The 17,631-nt window shown below is 63.4% G+C and carries 13 protein-coding genes; 11 read left to right on the plus strand and 2 right to left on the minus strand.

The features are described 5' to 3' along the window. Nucleotide 1 precedes the first annotated feature (1 nt). The 7 genes from prsT to HNQ60_RS02450 all read left to right on the plus strand — a co-directional run bounded on the left by prsT (nt 2) and on the right by HNQ60_RS02450 (nt 9,613). A complete protein-coding gene (prsT, locus tag HNQ60_RS02420; RefSeq protein ID WP_184329415.1) occupies nt 2-2,791 on the plus strand; it encodes an XrtA/PEP-CTERM system TPR-repeat protein PrsT in 2,790 nt (929 codons plus the stop codon). 160 nt (nt 2,792-2,951) lie between these two features. Then, entirely contained in the window at nt 2,952-3,596 is a 645-nt protein-coding gene (locus HNQ60_RS02425; RefSeq protein WP_184329416.1) for an XrtA/PEP-CTERM system exopolysaccharide export protein, read from the plus strand. Nucleotides 3,597-3,605: 9 nt separating this feature from the next. Further along, the gene (locus HNQ60_RS02430) at nt 3,606-5,216 is read left to right on the plus strand and encodes an XrtA system polysaccharide chain length determinant (RefSeq protein WP_184329417.1); all 1,611 of its coding nucleotides are present in this window, start codon (nt 3,606-3,608) and stop codon (nt 5,214-5,216) included. An 8-nt stretch (nt 5,217-5,224) separates the two neighbouring features. Continuing rightward, nucleotides 5,225-6,184 carry an XrtA-associated tyrosine autokinase gene (locus HNQ60_RS02435; protein WP_184329418.1) on the plus strand — a complete coding sequence of 320 codons (960 nt, stop codon included), beginning with the start codon at nt 5,225-5,227 and terminating at the stop codon, nt 6,182-6,184. 42 nt (nt 6,185-6,226) lie between these two features. Further along, nucleotides 6,227-7,573, plus strand: coding sequence for an outer membrane beta-barrel protein (locus HNQ60_RS02440; protein WP_184329419.1), 1,347 nt, complete (start codon nt 6,227-6,229; stop codon nt 7,571-7,573). Then, nucleotides 7,570-8,442, plus strand: coding sequence for an XrtA system polysaccharide deacetylase (locus HNQ60_RS02445; RefSeq protein WP_184329420.1), 873 nt, complete (start codon nt 7,570-7,572; stop codon nt 8,440-8,442). Before HNQ60_RS02440 ends, HNQ60_RS02445 begins: the two co-directional genes overlap by 4 nt. A gap of 19 nt (nt 8,443-8,461) precedes the next feature. Continuing rightward, a complete protein-coding gene (locus tag HNQ60_RS02450; protein WP_184329421.1) occupies nt 8,462-9,613 on the plus strand; it encodes a glycosyltransferase family 2 protein in 1,152 nt (383 codons plus the stop codon). 9 nt (nt 9,614-9,622) lie between these two features. On the opposite strand, the gene HNQ60_RS02455 is transcribed toward HNQ60_RS02450, so the two are convergent. Together HNQ60_RS02455 and HNQ60_RS02460 are read right to left on the minus strand one after the other, a co-directional pair. Further along, nucleotides 9,623-11,494 (minus strand): glycosyltransferase, encoded by a 1,872-nt coding sequence (locus HNQ60_RS02455; RefSeq protein WP_184329422.1) that lies wholly within the window; start codon nt 11,492-11,494, stop codon nt 9,623-9,625. Between the two features lie 114 nt (nt 11,495-11,608). Next, complete coding sequence (locus HNQ60_RS02460) at nt 11,609-13,063, minus strand: O-antigen ligase family protein (RefSeq protein ID WP_184329423.1); 1,455 nt, start codon at nt 13,061-13,063, stop codon at nt 11,609-11,611. Nucleotides 13,064-13,404: 341 nt separating this feature from the next. Between HNQ60_RS02460 and HNQ60_RS02465 the strand changes: the two genes are divergently transcribed. The 4 genes from HNQ60_RS02465 to HNQ60_RS02480 are packed head-to-tail and all read left to right on the plus strand — an operon-like array spanning nt 13,405 to nt 17,625. Continuing rightward, nucleotides 13,405-14,406, plus strand: coding sequence for a glycosyltransferase family 2 protein (locus HNQ60_RS02465; protein ID WP_184329424.1), 1,002 nt, complete (start codon nt 13,405-13,407; stop codon nt 14,404-14,406). Continuing rightward, nucleotides 14,403-14,813 carry a GtrA family protein gene (locus tag HNQ60_RS02470; RefSeq protein ID WP_184329425.1) on the plus strand — a complete coding sequence of 137 codons (411 nt, stop codon included), beginning with the start codon at nt 14,403-14,405 and terminating at the stop codon, nt 14,811-14,813. Before HNQ60_RS02465 ends, HNQ60_RS02470 begins: the two co-directional genes overlap by 4 nt. Then, complete coding sequence (locus HNQ60_RS02475; protein WP_184329426.1) at nt 14,810-16,465, plus strand: ArnT family glycosyltransferase; 1,656 nt, start codon at nt 14,810-14,812, stop codon at nt 16,463-16,465. The genes HNQ60_RS02470 and HNQ60_RS02475 overlap by 4 nt, the downstream gene beginning before the upstream one ends. Continuing rightward, entirely contained in the window at nt 16,462-17,625 is a 1,164-nt protein-coding gene (locus tag HNQ60_RS02480) for a glycosyltransferase (protein WP_184329427.1), read from the plus strand. Before HNQ60_RS02475 ends, HNQ60_RS02480 begins: the two co-directional genes overlap by 4 nt. Nucleotides 17,626-17,631 lie beyond the last annotated feature (6 nt).

The following is a 17,631-nucleotide window of genomic DNA, read 5'->3' on the forward strand; positions in this document are numbered from 1 at the left end:
GATGATCAACTCGATACACAGACGCTTCGTGTGGGTAGTGCCTGCGCTGGCGTGGCTGCTGCTGGCATCGGGCTGCGATGCCTTTCTGAGCGCCGACCAGCGTGTCGCTCGCGCTGACGAGCGTATCGCCGCGAAGGACTATCGCGCAGCGATGATCGAGCTGAAAAACGCGCTGCAGGATCAGCCCAACCACATGGGCGCCCGCCTGAAGCTGGCCGAAGTCGAACTGACGCTCGGCGACGCACCCGCTGCGGACAAGGATTTGCGCCGGGCAATCGAACTGGGTGCTCCGCCCGAAGCGACCGCGGAACTGATGGGGCGAACGCAGCTTGCGCTGGGCAACGCCAAAGAGCTGGTCGTGCAGATCGATTCAGGCGAGGTGGTTTTGTCAGAGCCGACCCGCGCATTGTTTCGCGGCCAGGCGCTGCTGCAGCTGCAGCAGTACGAACAGGCGCAGGCGTCATTCGGCCAGGTCGCTGAAGGCGATGAACATTGGCTGCCGGCGCGCGTCGGTATTGCCGAGGCACTGACCGGACAGGGCAAGAGCGATGAGGCAATCGCACTGCTCGATGCCGTGCTGAAAGAGGCGCCGGAAGCGCCTCAGGCATTCCTTGTCCGAGGCGTCATTCGCGCCAAGCGGGGAGAGTTCGAACTTGCGGAGCAGGATCTGCAGCAGGCGCGGCAAAGCGGGCAGGGCAGTTTCAGCTCCACGCAGTATCTGAACCTGCTCGCTGCGATCGCCGAGGTCCAGGTATCCCGCGGCTTGCCGGACGCGGCGACGCAGACGCATGCGGAGCTCGCGAAACTCGCACCCGATGCGGTCGTGACCCGCACGATCGCAGCGCGCATCGCGCTCGCGAAACAGGACTACACAGCGGCCATCTCCGAGCTGCAGCGTGCACTCGCGGCCGCGCCGAACTTCGTGCCAAACCGCTTTCTCCTTGGCGCTGCGTTCCTTGCGCAGGGCAATCTTCGGCAGGCGGAGCAGCAGTTGTCGCAGGCGTTGCAACGCGCGCCCGAGAACATGGAGGCACGCAAGCTCCTGGCGCAGACACGATTGCGGCTCGGGCGACCCGATGCCGCAATGCAAGTGTTGCTGCCGGTGCAGGATTCGGGAGATGACGCGGAATTCGCCGCGCTTCTTGGACTCGCTCATCTGCAGCAGGGTGAAGATGCTCGCGGCGTGGCGTATCTCGAGCGCGCGGTCGCCGCGCAACCTCAGAACGCGAACCTGAAGCTCGATCTCGCCGTCGCATATCTGCGATCCGGTCAGGCGGACAAGGCGCTGCAGCTGATGTCCGGCATCGATCGGTCGAAGGCCGACGTTCGACAGATGGGCTTGCTCATCGCTTCGCTCGCAACTGCGAAGGACATGCAGCACGCGAGGGTAGAGATCGATCGGCTGCTGGCCGCTCGGCCGCCCGATGCGCAAGTCCTGAACCTGGCTGCGGCCTTCTTTGCACGGCAGGGCGAATTCGATCGGGCGCGGGCGACTTCGCAACGCGCGATCGATGCGGCGCCGAATGACGTTGCTTCGCTTCTTGCGCGCGCACGAATCGAGAATGCGGCGGGCGAAGCGGCTGCGGCACAGACGTGGCTGGACAAGGCGATCGCCGTGGATCCCAAGAGCGGCCCCGCGCACATGGCGCTCGCGGATCTGGCTCTGCGCCGCAACGATCTTGATGCCGCGACCAAAGTGCTCGAGGACCTGCGCAAGAGCGACCCTGCGGCTGTCGAAGCGCGATTGCAGCTTGCGCGGTTGTATCTGCGGCAGAGCAAGGCCGATGCTGCGGGACCGGTTGTCGAGGAACTGGCTGCGCTCGGCAAGGATCGGCCCGAGATCCTGAACGCACTCGGCCTGCTGTATCTCGACGCCGGCCGCTACGACGAAGCGCTGTCTCGCTTCCAGGCGGCGACGGCGCAGGACAATGCAACGCCTGAGTACTGGCTCAACACTGCGCGCGCTCAGATTTCATTGGGAAACAGCGCCACTGCGCGCGAGGCGCTCGAAAGAGCGCTGACCGCGCAGCCCGGCTGGATTCCCGCAGTCGGCGTCCTCGCGATGCTCGATGTGAAAGAAGGGCGAGGGCAGTCGGCGCTCGATCGGGTAACGCGCGTCAAAGCCGATCGACCGCAGGACCCTGCCGTGCTCGCGCTCGAAGGCGACGTTCACATGGCGCTTCGTGACTACCCGAAGGCGTCGGGCGCATACGACGCTGCGATCGCGGCAAAGCCCAGCAGCGTGCTGGCAATGAAGGCCTACAAGGCCCGACAGGCCGGTCGCCTTCCAAACACATTGCAGCCGCTCGAAAGCTGGCTGGCTGCGCATCCGGCCGACAACACCGTCCGGCTCGTGCTCGCGGAGGGCTGGCAGCAGGCAGGCGACAAGCGTCGCGCGGTTGCGGAGTACGAAATCATCGATCGCAACGGCGGCACGAACGCGATCGTGCTCAACAATCTGGCGTGGCTCTACTATGAGCTCAAGGACGGTCGAGCGGAGGCAGTGGCGAAGCGGGCCTACGACGCAGCACCATCGGTCCCTGCGATCGCCGATACGTACGGGTGGATACTGGTTCATGCTGGCAAGGCGACGCAGGCCGTCGATGTGCTGAAGCGCGCGGCTGCCGAGGCGAAGGATCCTTCGATCGACTATCACTACGCGGTCGCACTGATAGAGTCGGGTGCGGCACAGGAAGGGCGCCAGCGGCTGAACGATCTCCTGAATCGTTCGTCCAATTTCCCCGAGGCCGCGGAGGCCCGCAAACTGCTCGAATCCCCACCGGGCGGATGAGTGTGGGACCCGTCGGAAATCCTTACGGCGGGCGATGCTTAAATGCGAACCGATTCACAAGCTTGGCCACCAGTATTCGACAGTATCTGATAGGCTTTCGGCACCCTGAGCGCACTGCGGTACGGCCCTCGACCGCACATAATCCGTCGGCAATTCCCTGATGAACCGCACCACGTTCCTTCTCTCGAGCCTCCTGTCAGGCTTGGTTTTCGTCGTGTCTGCAGTGGCCGCGGATACAACCCAGCCGGCGCCCGCTGCGGCACCGCTTGCGCCGGCCCCGCTTGCGCCGGCCCCAAGCGTGACCCCGAGCTACGTGATCGGCCCAGGCGATACGCTGCAGGTTTTCGTCTGGCGCAATCCTGAACTGACGACGACCATTCCAGTGCGTCCCGATGGCAAGATCTCCACGCCGCTCGTCGAGGACATGACGGCTGTGGGCAAGACACCATCCGAGCTGGCGCGCGATATCGAGAAGGTGCTCGCTGAATACGTTCGCTCGCCGCAGGTCAACGTGATCGTCACGCAGCCGGTCAGCACATTCAGTCAGGTGAAGGTCATCGGCCAGGTCACGAACCCGCAGGCGCTCGCGTATCGCGAAGGCATGACGGTCCTCGACGCCGTTCTCGCCGTCGGCGGCCTCGGGCCGTTTGCATCGGGCAACCGCGCTAAGATCATCCGGACCGAGAACGGCAAGCCGCGCGAGATCAAGGTGAAGCTCGACAACGTTGTGAACAAGGGCGACCTTGCGACCAACGTCGCGCTGAAGCCCGGTGACGTTCTGGTCATTCCCGAAACTGCTTTCTGACGCATCCGCATGAGTCAGGTCGTCGATCAGGTCGTTGATGAACTGCGGGGCGCGTGGCGCTTCCGCTGGATCGCCATGGCGGCTGCCTGGGCGGTCTGTCTGGGCGGCTGGCTGTTCGTCTTCGCCATGCCCGACATGTACGAGGCGACCGCGAAGGTCTACGTCGATACCCGCACCATCCTCAAGCCGCTGCTCGAGAAGCTCACTGTCGAAACCGACGTCGAGTCGCAATTGCGTCTCGTGCGTCAGGCCATTCTCGGCCGGCCGCAGCTCGAACGGGTTGCACGCGAGACCGACCTCGATCTTCGTGCGGAGACCCCCGAGCAGAGAGCCGCGCTCATCGACAAGCTGCGCAGCCGGATCACGATCCAGGGCGGCGCTGCGAGCAGCCGCGATACCAGCGGTGGCCTGTACGTCATCTCGTACCAGGACGAGAATCGCGAGAAGAGCATCCAGGTCGTCGAGAAGCTGCTGAACAGTTTCGTCGAGGACACGCTGGGCGGGAATCGCGAAGGGTCCGAGACGGCGCAGCGCTTCCTGCTGAAGCAGATCGAAGAATACGAAGCGCGACTGTCGGAGGCCGAGAACCGGCTGGCCGAGTTCAAGAAGAAGAACGTCGGCCTCATGCCGGGAGAGCAGACGGGCGATTACTTCTCGCGCCTCCAGAACGAAATCGATGCCACGAAGAAGGCGGAATCGTCGCTGGGCGTTGCGCTCAGTCGCCGCGAGGAGCTGCAGCGTCAGCTGCGCGGGGAGGTTCCATTCCTGGCGGCAGGCTCATCGACGGGCGGTTCGAAGAACTCCGGCGGCAGTGGCGGCGGTGGGAGCGACACCTCGACGCGCATTCAGGAGACCCAGGCCCGCCTGGATGAATTGTTGCTGCGCTTCACCGACAAGCATCCGGACGTCGTTGCTACACGCGAAACGCTCGAGCAGTTGAAGCAGCGTCGCGACGCGGAGGTCGACGCGCTGAGGCGCGGCGATCCGAGCGCGATGGCCACGGCGGGGGCCGCATCGAATCCCGTTTATCAAAGCATCCAGCTCGCGCTGAATCAGGTCGAAGTCGAGATCGCCGCACTGCGCGGTGAAATCGCCGAGCACAACCGCAAGGTCGGCCAGCTGCGTGGGATGGTCGACACCGTGCCGCAGGTCGAAGCCGAATTCGCGCGCCTCAACCGCGACTACGAAGTGACGCGAGAGGGCTATCGCGAGCTCGTCGACCGATTGCAGAAGGCACGGTTGTCAGAACGTGCGGAAGAAACGGGCGTCGTGAAGTTCGAAGTGGTCGATCCGCCCTCCGCGGGATTCTCACCGGTCGCGCCGAATCGCGTGCGGTTGCTCGCAATGGTGCTGGTCGTCGGGCTGGCCATCGGCGGCGGTATCGCATACCTGCTGCATCAGCTGCGCCCGGTCTTCAACAACACCCGAACGCTCGCCGACATTACCGGCCTGCCGGTGCTGGGTGCCGTGAGCATGACGTTCGTGGACAGGAAACGCGCGGAGAGTCGTCTGCGCAAGATTGCCTTCGGCGGAGCGGCGGCGGCCCTCGTCGTCGTGTTTCTGGGCGTGGTGGTGTTTCAGAGTGCCGGCGCGCGATTCATGCAGCGCCTGATCAGCTGAGGAAGCCCATGAGCCTCGTCGAACTGGCCATCAAGAAAATGCAGGCAGCAGCACGTGGTGCGTCCGATGCGCCCGTGCCGCAGCCACCGGCAGCAGATAGGCCTCGCACTGTGCCTCTGGCGGAGCCAGCGCCGGTTGTCGCACGCCTTGCACCTGGCGTCGTGGGTGAAATGGTTTCAACGGGCGTCCACCGGGCGCTTGGATCGCAGCCCGTCGAGCATCGGACCGACAAGATGCTCCTCGTCGATCGCCGTGCCTTGCGAGCCGCGGGCCTCATGCCGCCGGAGAATCAGGAACGCGCGCTCGCCGACCAGTATCGACACATAAAGCGGCCGCTCATTGCCGCGGCCACGGGGCGAGGCGGGCAGAGGCTCGACCGCGGCCAGCTCATCATGATGGCGAGTGCGATGCCGGGCGAAGGCAAGACGTTCACTTCGATCAACCTGGCGCTGAGCATGGCGCTGGAGAAAGACATTTCCGTGCTGCTCGTCGATGCCGACGTGCCCAAGCCGCACATCAGCAGGACGTTCGGCGTCGAGTCGGAGCTTGGACTTCTGGACGTACTGCGCGATCGCAAGACCACGGTAGAGTCCGTGATCATTCCGACCGACGTCCCGAATCTGAGCATTCTGCCCGCTGGCGTGCGCTCCGATACTGCGACCGAGCTGCTGGCGAGCCATCGCATGGAAGAGACAGTCAACCACCTTGCGACGGCCAATCCGCGACGCGTGGTCGTGATCGATTCGCCGCCGCTGCTGCTGACGAGCGAGTCTCGCGCGCTGGCTCACTGGGTCGGGCAGATCGTCCTCGTCATCCGAGCCGGATTCACTCCGCAGCAGGCGGTCATGGATGCGATCGCGTTCCTCGGCGAGAACAAGTCGATCGGGTTGATCCTGAACCAGAGCAACACCGCAACGCCGGGCTATTACTACGGCTACGGCGACGCGACCACCGTCCCGAGCCCGTGACGCTCGGCCGGTTGCGGCAAACAGAACAGAAGGGAGACAACGATGTCGTGCGAAGTTCGCAATCGACGCCTGCGCGTTGCAATCGCGTTGACCGCGGCGCTGGCTTCGGCCGGTGCCGTTGCGCAAACGGCTCCTGCCGCTGCCACATCGCCGGCCAAAGCCGATGACGGTGGCTTCAGCTTCGCCGTGACCGGCGGCGCCAGCTATTCGGACAACGTTGCGCGTACGCCGACGGACGAGCAGGAAGGCACGATCGGTCGGGCGGGCGTGGAGCTCGGCTATGAGCAGCGAACCCGCCGTCTCGACGCCGACATCGACCTCAATACCGGATACGAACACTACTTCGACGACGAATTCGACAGCGACGTCGTCGGCGGCGTCGACGCCACGCTCAATGTCGGCCTCGTGCCGGAACGGTTCCTCTGGTTCTTCCAGGAGAACTTCGGGCAGATCACCTCCGATCCCTTCGCGGCCAGCACGCCGGACAATCGCGAGAACGTCAACTATTTCACGACCGGTCCGGATCTGATCCTCAACTTCGGCAGCGCGACGTCCTTCCGCGCGTCCGCGCGCTACTCGGATCTCAAGTACGAAGTGACCGAGACCGACGGGGAGCAGTACGGCGCCACGCTGTCGCTGATCCGCAGGTTGTCGGGTACCGCGTCGCTCTCGCTGAATGCCGAGGGCGAACAGTTCGAGTTCGACAACAAGCTTCTCAACACCGACTACGATCGCTACCAGGGTTTCCTGCGGTACGAGCTTCAGGGCTCGCGCACGACGTTGTCCGTGGACGGCGGTTACACGACGCTCGATATGGACGGAGAAACTTCCGACGGTCTTCTCGGGCGAGTGTCGCTGTCGCGTCGACTGTCTCCCGCATCGACGCTGTCGTTCGGTCTCGGGCAGCAGTTCTCGGATTCAGGCGACATTTTCCGCGAGGGCCAGAATACGCGGGGCGTGAGTCTCGACAGCGAGAACGTCATCGGCACGAGCGACCCGTTCGAGAGCCGCTCCGCTTCGCTCGGGTATGACTTCAACCGCAACCGGACCACTTTCGGTGTCAGCGTCTCGTACGGCAAGGAGAGCTACGAGACCCAGACTGATCTCGATCGCGACGTCACGACGTATGGGGCGTACTTCAGCCGGCAGCTGTCACGGGTCATGGACCTGCGCATCTTCGCGTCGCTGGAGCAAGAGGAGTTCGAGGCGACCAATTTCGAGGATGACGAGCTGCGCGCTGGCGCGTATCTGAACTGGGCGCTCGGCAGGACGCTTTCGCTGCGGTTGCAGTACGACCGCTTCGACCGTGAGAGCACGGACGCGGGCACGGAGTACACCGAAAATCAGGCGTCGCTCTTTCTCATCTGGTCCCCGCTGGATCGCTCATGACTCAGGTTGCCCAGACTGCTCTGCGTAATGCGATGACCGTGGACGTGGAGGATTACTTCCACGTCGCCGCGCTTTCGAGCGTGATCAGTCGTGACGACTGGCCGACGATGGAATACCGGGCCGAAGCGAATACCCACAAGCTGCTCGACCTGTTCTCCGAGACCGGGATCAAGGCGACGTTCTTCATCCTGGGCTGGGTTGCACGCCGCAGTCCGCAACTCGTGCGCGACATCCATGCCGCGGGGCATGAAGTCGCCTGCCACGGCATGAGTCACCGACTCGTGTACGAACAGACGCCCGAAGAGTTCAGGCAGGAAACGTTCGATTCGAAGGCGATGCTCGAAGACGCGATCGGATCGAAGGTGGGCGGGTACCGCGCCGCCAGCTGGTCGATCACCAAGCAGTCGCTCTGGGCGCTCGACGTCATTCACTCGGCGGGCTTCGAGTACGACTCGAGCGTGTTTCCCATTCGCCACGACCTGTACGGCATCCCGGATGCGCCGAAGCGCCCCGGCATCCTGAAGACGCCGAGCGGTGAATCGCTGGTCGAGTTCCCGCCATCGACAGCGACGTTCATGGGCGTCCGCGTTCCCGTTGCCGGCGGCGGCTATTTCCGACTGCTGCCGTACTGGGTGACGAAGATGGGCCTGCGCCAGATCAACCGCGATCTGAAACAGGCGTTCATTTTTTATCTCCATCCCTGGGAAGTCGATCCTGAACAGCCGCGAATCGACGCGGGCCTGCTCTCGCGCTTCCGCCACTACACGAACCTGCGCAAGACTCACCAGCGTCTGCGCGATCTCATCGGTGAGTTCCGCTTCACCACGGTGAGGAACGTGCTCTCCGACACGGGCCTGCTGGCGCCCTGAAGGCTTGGGCTAGCACTCTATGCTCGAATGGATTTTCTGGATCCTGTTGCTGCTGGGCGTCTATCCGTACGTCCTCTATCCGATCTTCGTGAAGCTGATCGGGAAGGTCGTGCATCGGCGCATTGCAGCCTCCGACACCTACTTGCCGCGGGTGACGGTGCTGACCGCGGCGTTCAATGAAGCCGCGCACATCGAAGCGACCGTGCGCAACAAGCTCCAGCAGGACTATCCGGCGGAGCTGCTCGACGTCATCGTGATCTCCGACGAATCGGTCGATGGGACCGACGACATCGTCGCGCGCATCGCTGCCGAGAATTCGCGCGTGCGGCTGCTGCGCCAGGTTCCGAGGCAGGGCAAGACTTCGGGCCTCAATCTCGCCATGCCCGAAGCGCGCGGCGAGATCGTGATCTTCGCCGATGCCAATTCGATCTATCGCCCCGACACGATCCGTCGTCTCGTGCGGAATTTCGCGGATCCGAAAGTCGGCTATGTCACGGGCAAGATGGTCTACGTCAATCCGGACGGCTCGCTGGTGGGCGACGGCTGCAGTGCCTTCATGCGCTATGAGAACGCGCTGCGTGCCGCCGAGACGCAGGTCGGGAGCGTCGTAGGCGTCGACGGCGGCGTCGATGCGGTTCGCCCGCGCCTCTACAAGCCGATGCGCGCCGACCAGTTGCCGGACTTCGTGTTGCCGCTGACGGTGGTGGAACAGGGGTACCGCGTCGTGTTCGAGCCGGAAGCCAATCTCACAGAGGACACGCTCACGACGGAGGGCTCCGAGTACCGGATGCGCGTTCGCGTTGCTCTGCGCGCGCTGTGGGCGCTTTGGGACAAGCGTGGGCTGCTCAATCCCTTTCGCTACGGACTGTTCGCCTGGCAGCTCTGGTCGCACAAGGTGCTGCGATACATGAGCTTCCTCCCGCTGGTGGTGGCCATGGTGCTCAACTGGTGGCTGCTCGATTCCGGACCGATCTATATCGCGGCCCTCGTCGGCCAGCTCGTATTCCTGGTCTTCGTGGCAACCGCGCTTATCGGGCCCCGGGCCATTGGCCAATCGGCGCTGGGGCGCTACTGCTTCTATTTCGCTTTGCTCAACTGGGCGTCGGCTGTCGCCTTTACGCGCTTCCTGCGCGGCCAGAAGCAGGTGCTCTGGCAGCCCCGGGTGGGATGAGGGGGGGGGTCAGCGCCTGAGGATGCCGAAGCCGTCCACGAGGCTCCGGAATCGTTCTGAAGAGCACATCCCCGAGAACCGGCCGAGCTCGAAGCGCGTGTTCGCGGAGACCTCGGAGGGGACCGACAGCACCGCCTGCTCATAACCCGCCTGCCGGACTGCGGTGACCACATTCTCGGGCGCATCGTCGCGAGTGCCGTTCGGATACGCAAAGCTGCGCACAGCCGTGCCGAGCTTGGACTCGAGCAGTCGCTTGCTTTCGGTGAGCTCCGCACCGAGCGTCTCGGAAGAGACCAGCGACAGGCTGGCATGAGAGGGCGAGTGATCGCCGATCTCGAAGCCCGCGTCCTTCAGCTGCCGCAGTTGCTCCCAGGTCATGGCGTCGTAGGGCTTCATGTCGGCGTCGGTGAGCGTGACGCCCAGTGAACGCTCGAGATCCTCGAGCGCTGCATGACGGACCGATTCGGTGACGAAGACGAGCTGATCCGCCAGCCGGTTCCAGGTGAGCTCGCGTTCGGCTTTGTTCGTCAGGTTCGCCTGTTGTCCTGCCCAGAATCCCGTCAGTTCGATGCTGCTCGCCGGAGCGCGATCGAGCAGTGCGCGGATGCGATCGGGCCAGAGATGGAGTTTCCGGTCGATGAAGCCTGTCGTGACGAAGACCGTCGCGCGCAGGTCCAGCTCGCGCAACACGGGATAGGCGATGCGGAAGAAATCTTCATAGCCGTCATCGACCGTCACGACCGCTCGCGGTTTGCCGTTGCCGATCCGCTTTGCATCGAATAATTCCGACAGCGTGACGACGTCGCAGCGCGCCTTCAGGATGAGCATCTGGCTGCGGAACTCGTCCGGACTCATCGCGCGCTCGGCGGCTTTGCGGCCGAAGCGGTGGTACATGAAGATTCGCGGCTCCGCGCCTGTCAGCAATCGGACCGCGGGGGAGAGCGATCGCTTCAGCGCGTAGTGATTGTCGCCGCGCCGTTCGAACTCCGTCACCTTGCCCCGCGTGCGCATCGCGTTCAGCAGCGTGCGTCCCGTCGTCTTCCATGAATAGGCGGTCCAGGGATCCAGTGCGAGTCCCTGCGCGGCATCCTGGATCGCCGCCATCGGATGCTCGTGCATCCTGGCCCGTGCCCTGTTCGAGTAGGTATTGGCGAATGCACGGCGCTGGATTTTCGGCGCCACAGCCTGCGGGTGCCGGCGCAGGAAGTTGTCCATGATCCGGAAGGCATTCGAGTAGCGACCGCGCCAGTTCTTCGACATCTGGCCGGACCAGATGCGATACGCGTACGTCGACTGGGCCACGTAGTCGAAGTGATACCGGGCGCTGATGCGCAGCCACAGATCCCAGTCGATTCCCATCGCGAGCGACTCGTCGAAGCCGCCGACTTCTTCCATGCAGCGGCGCCGGACCATCGCCGTGCCGAAGGGAACGAAATTCCGCAGGAACAGCTCGTGCGTCACCTGTCCGGAAAACTTCTCGGCGATTTCTCCGCCGAGGGATTTGCCGTGTTCGTCGATCGTGTCGGCCGGGCTGTAGACGACGCCCGTGCGCTCGGACTGCTGAAACTTCGGCAGCTGCAGTTCCAGTTTGTTCGGATACCAGTAGTCGTCGCCGTCGCAGAAGCCGATGAACTCGCCGCGCGAACGGCGTACGCCGTGGTTCTTGGCGGACGTCTGGCCCGCGTTGGGCTGCCAGATGTAGGTCAGGCGAGGGTCGGAGACACGGGCCACCAGATCGCGCGTGCCGTCAGTCGATCCGTCGTCGACGACGAGGAGCTCCAGATCGGCGACGGTCTGACCCAGGACGGAGTCGATCGCCTCTTTCAGGTAGTCGCCCGAGTTGTAAGTTGCGATGACGACGCTGACGGTGGGAATGGACATGCCGTGAGGAACCTGGGTGCTCTTACTCGCCTGCACAGACGGGCGAATCCCGCATGATAGCCACAGGGGAGGGTGGAAGCTGCCTGCAGGTCACAGTTTTTCCGTCGGAACGGCTCATTGCTGGCCGTATCGGGGTCGGTTGAACACAGCGCGTGAAGGCGCGCGTTGCGCTGGCACGGCACCGGGCGCGATTGCCGCCAGCTCGTCGCAACGTTGTTCCGCAACGATCCTCATGTTGTTCAGCGCCATCACCAGACCGGCGGCGAGCCACCAGTAGATTTCGAGAAAGTCGTGGCCGAAGACGCCCAGGACGAGTCGCACCAGCGTGTAGACGATCAGGGCGTTCGTGGTCGCGAGCATCAGCCGCGCATCACCCAGTTCGGATGTCGCGAGCTCATTGGATCCCGCCAGCTGATTGGATCCCGGGGGTCCGGCGGCGCTGTGTCGCTCGAGCCTTTCGACGATCGCGCTGAACGAGCGGCGGCAGCGAAACGCCTTGCGCAACACCACGATGACCAGCGCGATGAAGCAGAGGAAGCCCTGGATGCCGGTTTCCGCCAGTACCTGCGTGTAGAGGTTGTGGGTGTCCTGTGCGTTTCGATCGTGCATTGCCTGGTACGTCGGAAAGCAGGCGATGCCCACACCGAGCGGATTGTCCGCGAACGCACCGAGTGAATCGAAGAACAGTCCCTTGCGGGTTGCCGAGGAGGCGCCTTCCGCCTCCACGCCGGTGAAGGAGGACATGAAGCGTTCTTTGTATTCCTGGGGGAAGACCGCGACAGTCAGGATGCTCGCGCCGATGAAGATCATGATCAGCCGCATCTTCTTCTTGCCCGAGAACATGATGATCAGGAAGGCGGCGACGATCGCCGTCATGTAGCCGGTGCGCGATGCGGTGAACACGACGATGTTGATGACGAACACGAGCTGGATCGCGATGAGAATCTTCACCCAGCGGTTCTGGATCACGGGATAGAGATACCAGACCCAGGGCACCAGGCTCACTATCTTTCCGGACAGCGAATTCGGATGTCCGAACATCGTTCCCGCGGTTCCGTGCAGTCGCGGCACGCCCTGGTTTTCCCACACCATGTTGCCGGTGATCTTTCCCAGGAACCCTTCCTGGCCGATCTTCATGAACGCGGCCAGCGAGGTGAGCAGGTAGATCCGCAGGGTGTGCGGCGATACGACGAACTGCGAGATGAGTACGCCGATCAGAGCAAGCTTCGCCACCCGGTTGAAGAAATTGAACCACGCGATGTTGAAGTCGATCGCGAGCGGCAGGCTCAGCGTGAGCACCACGATGAAGATGATGATGACGCGGGTGATATCGGAGTTGTCGTCGACCTTCCGCTTGCGCTGCGGCGCCCGGGAGCGGCTCTGCATTCGCATGATCGCCATGGCCGTGGCCGTGGCCGCGAGCAGGAACTCGAACCGGATCGTGCCCAGGAACGACACGCGCAGGCCCACTTCCAGCCACCACACGAAGATCAGCAGATTGAATACGACGATCTGCGGGAGGCTGAGGGTCGGATACGAGGAAGGAATGGGGTTGGTGGTGGTGGCCATGGTTGCGCGCGGCGGTCTCCGGATCGCCGCTGTCGGAATTCTTGACTCCTCGGACTATGTTACAGGCCCGACTCATCCTAAGTAATGTTGGTGATCTGTGACTGCGTCACAGGTCGGCCGCGGGCCCCGGGGCTACGATTTCCCGGCTCGGAGCGATGGGCGCCTTTCCGCCCCGATTGGACCGCCGAATAGACCGCCGAATAGACCGCCGAATAGACCGCCGAATAGACCGCCGAATAGACCGTAAGACGCGTTGAAATCCCGGCGGGCGCTCGTCAGACTCGCCGCGCCTGTGCGACCCGGTTGGGCTGCCGCGGGCTATTACAGGGTAAGAATTTCCAATGCAACAACTCAGCGACCACGCACTCCCGACCGCTACCGTATCGGCGCCTCTCGCCCTTGCCTCCACCGACGTCACGCTCAGTGTCGTGGTGCCCCTCTACAACGAGGAGCTGGTCATCGGTGCGATGTACGATCGATTGACCAAGGCGCTCAAGGGCTGCGTCGACAGCTACGAGATCGTGATGGTCAACGACGGCAGCCGCGACAAGACCGTCCAGCTGGCGCTCGACATCTGCCGCAAGGACAAGGCAGTCAAGCTCATCAATTTCTCACGCAATTTCGGTCACCAGATCGCGATCACCGCCGGCATGGACCGCACCCGCGGCAAGTGCATCGTCGTCATCGACGCTGACCTGCAGGACCCGCCGGAAGTGATTGCCGAGATGCTCGAGAAGTGGCGGCAGGGCTATCACGTCGTGTACGGCGTGCGCGCCCACCGCAAGGGCGAATCCTGGTTCAAGAAGATCACCGCGAAGATGTTCTACCGGCTCCTGCGTCGCATGACGGCGGTGCAGATTCCGGTCGACACGGGCGACTTCCGCCTGATCGATCGTCGCGTGCTCGACCAGTTGTACCGGATGCGTGAGCAGGCGCGGTTCGTGCGCGGCATGGTGAGCTGGGTCGGATTCAAGCAGGGCGAAGTGCAGTTCGTGCGCGAAGAGCGCTTCGCCGGCGAGACGAAGTATCCGTTCAAGAAAATGCTGAAGTTCGCCATCGATGGCGTGCTGTCGTTCTCACAGGTGCCGCTGAAGCTCGCATCGGCATTCGGCCTGCTGGCCGCCGGCGTGAGTTTCCTGGCGATGGTGTACGGCCTGGTGCAGAAGGCGTTCTATCCGGAGACGGTCGTCCCTGGCTGGGCATCGACCTTTTCCGCCGTCCTCTTCCTCGGCGGCGTGCAGCTGATCTGCCTCGGCATTCTCGGTGAATACGTGGGCCGCATCTACGAAGAAGTGAAGCGCCGGCCGCTCTACGTGGTGCAGGACGAAGTCAATTTCGAATGATGGGCAGCGCCCGACAGTTCCTCGTCTTCGCCCTGATCGGAGTCATCAACACGGCGGTGCACTTCGTCGTGTTCGTCCTGTTGCTGCGCGTGTTCGGTGTACCGATGCTGGCGGCGTCGGCGATCGGCTACTGCGCAGGCGTAGCGAACAGCTACGTCATGAACCGGTTGTGGACGTTCAAGGTCACGACGCGCGCGAACTCGAAGGAGTTCCTGCGATTCGCGGCGGTGAACGTCGTCTCGCTCGGCATCAACCTGCTGGTTCTGAAGTACCTCACCGAGAGTGCGGGGCTGGGTCCGGAGGTCGCGCAGATCGGAGCGATCGGAGCGTCACTGGTGGCGAACTTTGCCGGCAACAAGTGGTGGGCCTTCGCGGGTGCGCGCGAACCCCGGGATCAACTGAAATGAATGGCAGCAAGGCGATGCCGGCACTCCTCGATACTCTGAAGAAGCCGACGACCTTCGGTTTGCTCGCGCTGTTTGCCGTAGCGATCCTGCTGCGTGTCAGCGTCATCGGGGTCGGCGCGCCGCACATCACGATCGACGACGACACGGCGTTCGAAGGCGGATTCCTGGTCTGGTTCGGACAGGCGCCGCCGCAGCGCATGTACATCGAGAGCTGGCTCTACGGCCTCGTCTGCATCGTCGTCTATGTTGGCAAGGTATTCGGTGGACTCGTCGGCACTGGTATCGGCGTCAATCTCGTCGCTGACGCCTACCGCGATTTCTACGCCGATCCGAGCGCCTACGTGCTTGCGTACAGATGGTTCACGCTCTTCGTGGATCTCGTCTCGACCTGGTTGATCTATCGCATCGCGCGTCACGTGCTGGGCGATCGATGGGGCGGTTGGGCGGCCGTCATCGTCGCTGCGATGTATGTTCTTTCCTACAACATCCTGTGGTCGGGCATCGTCGCTCGTCCGGACTCCTTCCTGACTCTCTACTGTGCCCTGGGGTTGCTGTTCTACCTGCGCTCCGACGCGGGCCGGCAAACCGGCTGGCTCATCGCAAGCGCCGTGTTCCTGGGAATAGCAGGAGGCCAGAAGCTTCACGGGGCATTCCTCGCGATCTTCCTGAGCATCGATCTGCTGCGTGTCCACGGACTGCGCAACGGCTTCGGGAAATTCGCGCTGCTCGCTGGCATCTCGGGATTCTTCTTCTGCGTCGCCGCCGGATCGCCGCTGTTCGATCCGCTCATGTACCTCAAGCTGCGCATGGCTAACGTCAAGGATGATGCGTCGCCGTGGATCCTGTGGGGCGAGCAGTTCGTGACGCTTCTGCGCGGCACCGGCTGGATCATCGTTCCTGCAACCCTTGTGGGCATCTGGATGGCCTTCGTCGCCCGAGGCACCAAAGAAGCGGAGCGGATTGGAACCCTCGCCGTGGTCGCCCTGGGCTGGCTGCTCCTGTTCGGTTCGATACGCCAGATGCGGGCCTACTGGATGCTGCCCGCGTTGCCGGTGTTCTACGTGATGGCGGTACATGCGCTCAGCAGCATGCGAGCGCGGACAGTCGGGCTCGCCGCATCCGCAGCGATGCTGGCGGTGCTGGCTGCTCAATCGGTGAAGCAGATCTCGGATCTGCGGGCGGCGCCATATCAGGAGTTGCAGCAATGGGCGTTCGAGGACGCTCGTGATCGCGCGTTCTACGTGCTCGGCTACGATGCGCTGACGGCGCCGAAGAACACGCAATGCATGGCCCGCACGCGACAGGTCGTTCAGCACCTGCTGGATCAGGATCGTGCGGCAGGCGTGTCGTTCACGGAGCGACACGTGAAGAACTGGGAGGAGCGCACGACGCTCATGCTCTTCGACATGCTCGGGAGCAAGTTCGACCCGGGCTACGAGTTCTACGATTTCCACAGCGCGCCGCCGGAAGTCTTCGGCAGCGTCGTCGGATGGGACGCCATCCAGTTCCTGGTGGTCCAGGACCGGTTCGATCTCGACCTCGCGCCGGCCGTTCGCGATCTGCTGGACAGTCAGTTCGAGTTCGTCGCGGAGAAGACGGGTGCGGGCGGCGGCGATGCCGGCCTGAAGTACAGGATCTACCGAAGGCGATGAGCGCGGCGACCGCAGCGGCGCCTCCCCGGCGCCGGATCATGCACCTCATCGAATCCGCGGGCATCTACGGTGCCGAGAGCGTGATTCTCAATCTCTCGCGGGAAATGCAGGCGGACGGCAGGTTCGTCCCCGTCGTCGGCTGCATCGTCCAGAAAGCGGACGAGCACACCGACCTCGTCGATGTCGCCGCGACCTACGGCATCGAGGCTCATCGCATCAGGATTTCGAACAAGCTCGTGCCCTTCGATCTGCTGCTGGCCGCGAAGCGGCTGCGGGCGCTTCGCATCGATGCGATCCACTGTCACGGCTACAAGCCGGGTGTGTTCGCGTACCTCATCGGCAAGCTGACCGGCATCGAGGTCGTCGCAACCTGTCACCTGTGGTTCATGGACAGCTACGCGCCGTGGAAGATGCGCGTCATGATCTCGATCGAGAAGCGGCTGTACAGTCGCTACAAGGCGGTTGTCGCCGTGTCGGACCAGATCCAGCGCATCCTGCTCGAGAACGGCGTCCGGCCGGAACGCACACGAGTGATCAAGAACGGCATCGTGCTGGCCGACTACGAGAGCGAGCGGCACAGCGAGGCTCCGCGGGATTCGATCCGGGTATTGAACGTAGCTCGGCTGGCTGAGCAGAAGGCTCAGACGGATCTGATCGCCGCGGCTGGTGTGCTCGCTTCACGGAAGGTGAACACGGAGATTCTGATCGTCGGTGAGGGCGAGCTGCGCCCCGCGCTCGAGAAGCAGATCGCGGACCAGGGATCGGGCAGCAGCGTGCGGCTGCTGGGATTTCGCGACGACGTGAGAAAGCTTCTGTCGGACTCGGACATCTTCGTCCTCGCTTCGCTCGATGAAGGCATGCCGATCAGTCTTTTGGAGGCTGTCGCGTCGCGAGTGCCCGTGATCGTGACGCCGGTCGGCGATATTCCGAAGCTCATTTCGGATGGCGAAAGCGGCATCGTCGTCGAGCCGAAGGAGCCAGCAATGCTTGCAGCCGCGATTCAACGGCTGGCCATGGATGCGCAGTTGCGCCGTACGCTGGCGGAGCGCGCGTGGCATCGCCTGCAGCAGACTTTCTCGAGCAGGCAGATGTTCGAGGGGTACGCGGAGGTGTATGAGGGATTGCTGCGGAATCGGCCAGCTGGCCCGCTAGCCAGCTAGCGGGAA

Origin of the sequence: Povalibacter uvarum, from assembly GCF_014202975.1 — a bacterium.
Lineage (GTDB): Bacteria > Pseudomonadota > Gammaproteobacteria > Steroidobacterales > Steroidobacteraceae > Steroidobacter > Steroidobacter uvarum.

Coding starts and splice junctions, on each gene's coding strand:
- HNQ60_RS02435 (WP_184329418.1), top strand. CDS start 5,225: ATGAGCCTCGTCGAACTGGCCATCAAGAAAATGCAGGCAGCAGCACGT.
- HNQ60_RS02440 (WP_184329419.1), top strand. CDS start 6,227: ATGTCGTGCGAAGTTCGCAATCGACGCCTGCGCGTTGCAATCGCGTTG.
- HNQ60_RS02425 (WP_184329416.1), top strand. CDS start 2,952: ATGAACCGCACCACGTTCCTTCTCTCGAGCCTCCTGTCAGGCTTGGTT.
- HNQ60_RS02455 (WP_184329422.1), bottom strand. CDS start 11,494: ATGTCCATTCCCACCGTCAGCGTCGTCATCGCAACTTACAACTCGGGC.
- HNQ60_RS02465 (WP_184329424.1), top strand. CDS start 13,405: ATGCAACAACTCAGCGACCACGCACTCCCGACCGCTACCGTATCGGCG.
- HNQ60_RS02460 (WP_184329423.1), bottom strand. CDS start 13,063: ATGGCCACCACCACCAACCCCATTCCTTCCTCGTATCCGACCCTCAGC.
- HNQ60_RS02430 (WP_184329417.1), top strand. CDS start 3,606: ATGAGTCAGGTCGTCGATCAGGTCGTTGATGAACTGCGGGGCGCGTGG.
- prsT (WP_184329415.1), top strand. CDS start 2: ATGATCAACTCGATACACAGACGCTTCGTGTGGGTAGTGCCTGCGCTG.
- HNQ60_RS02475 (WP_184329426.1), top strand. CDS start 14,810: ATGAATGGCAGCAAGGCGATGCCGGCACTCCTCGATACTCTGAAGAAG.
- HNQ60_RS02450 (WP_184329421.1), top strand. CDS start 8,462: ATGCTCGAATGGATTTTCTGGATCCTGTTGCTGCTGGGCGTCTATCCG.
- HNQ60_RS02470 (WP_184329425.1), top strand. CDS start 14,403: ATGATGGGCAGCGCCCGACAGTTCCTCGTCTTCGCCCTGATCGGAGTC.
- HNQ60_RS02445 (WP_184329420.1), top strand. CDS start 7,570: ATGACTCAGGTTGCCCAGACTGCTCTGCGTAATGCGATGACCGTGGAC.
- HNQ60_RS02480 (WP_184329427.1), top strand. CDS start 16,462: ATGAGCGCGGCGACCGCAGCGGCGCCTCCCCGGCGCCGGATCATGCAC.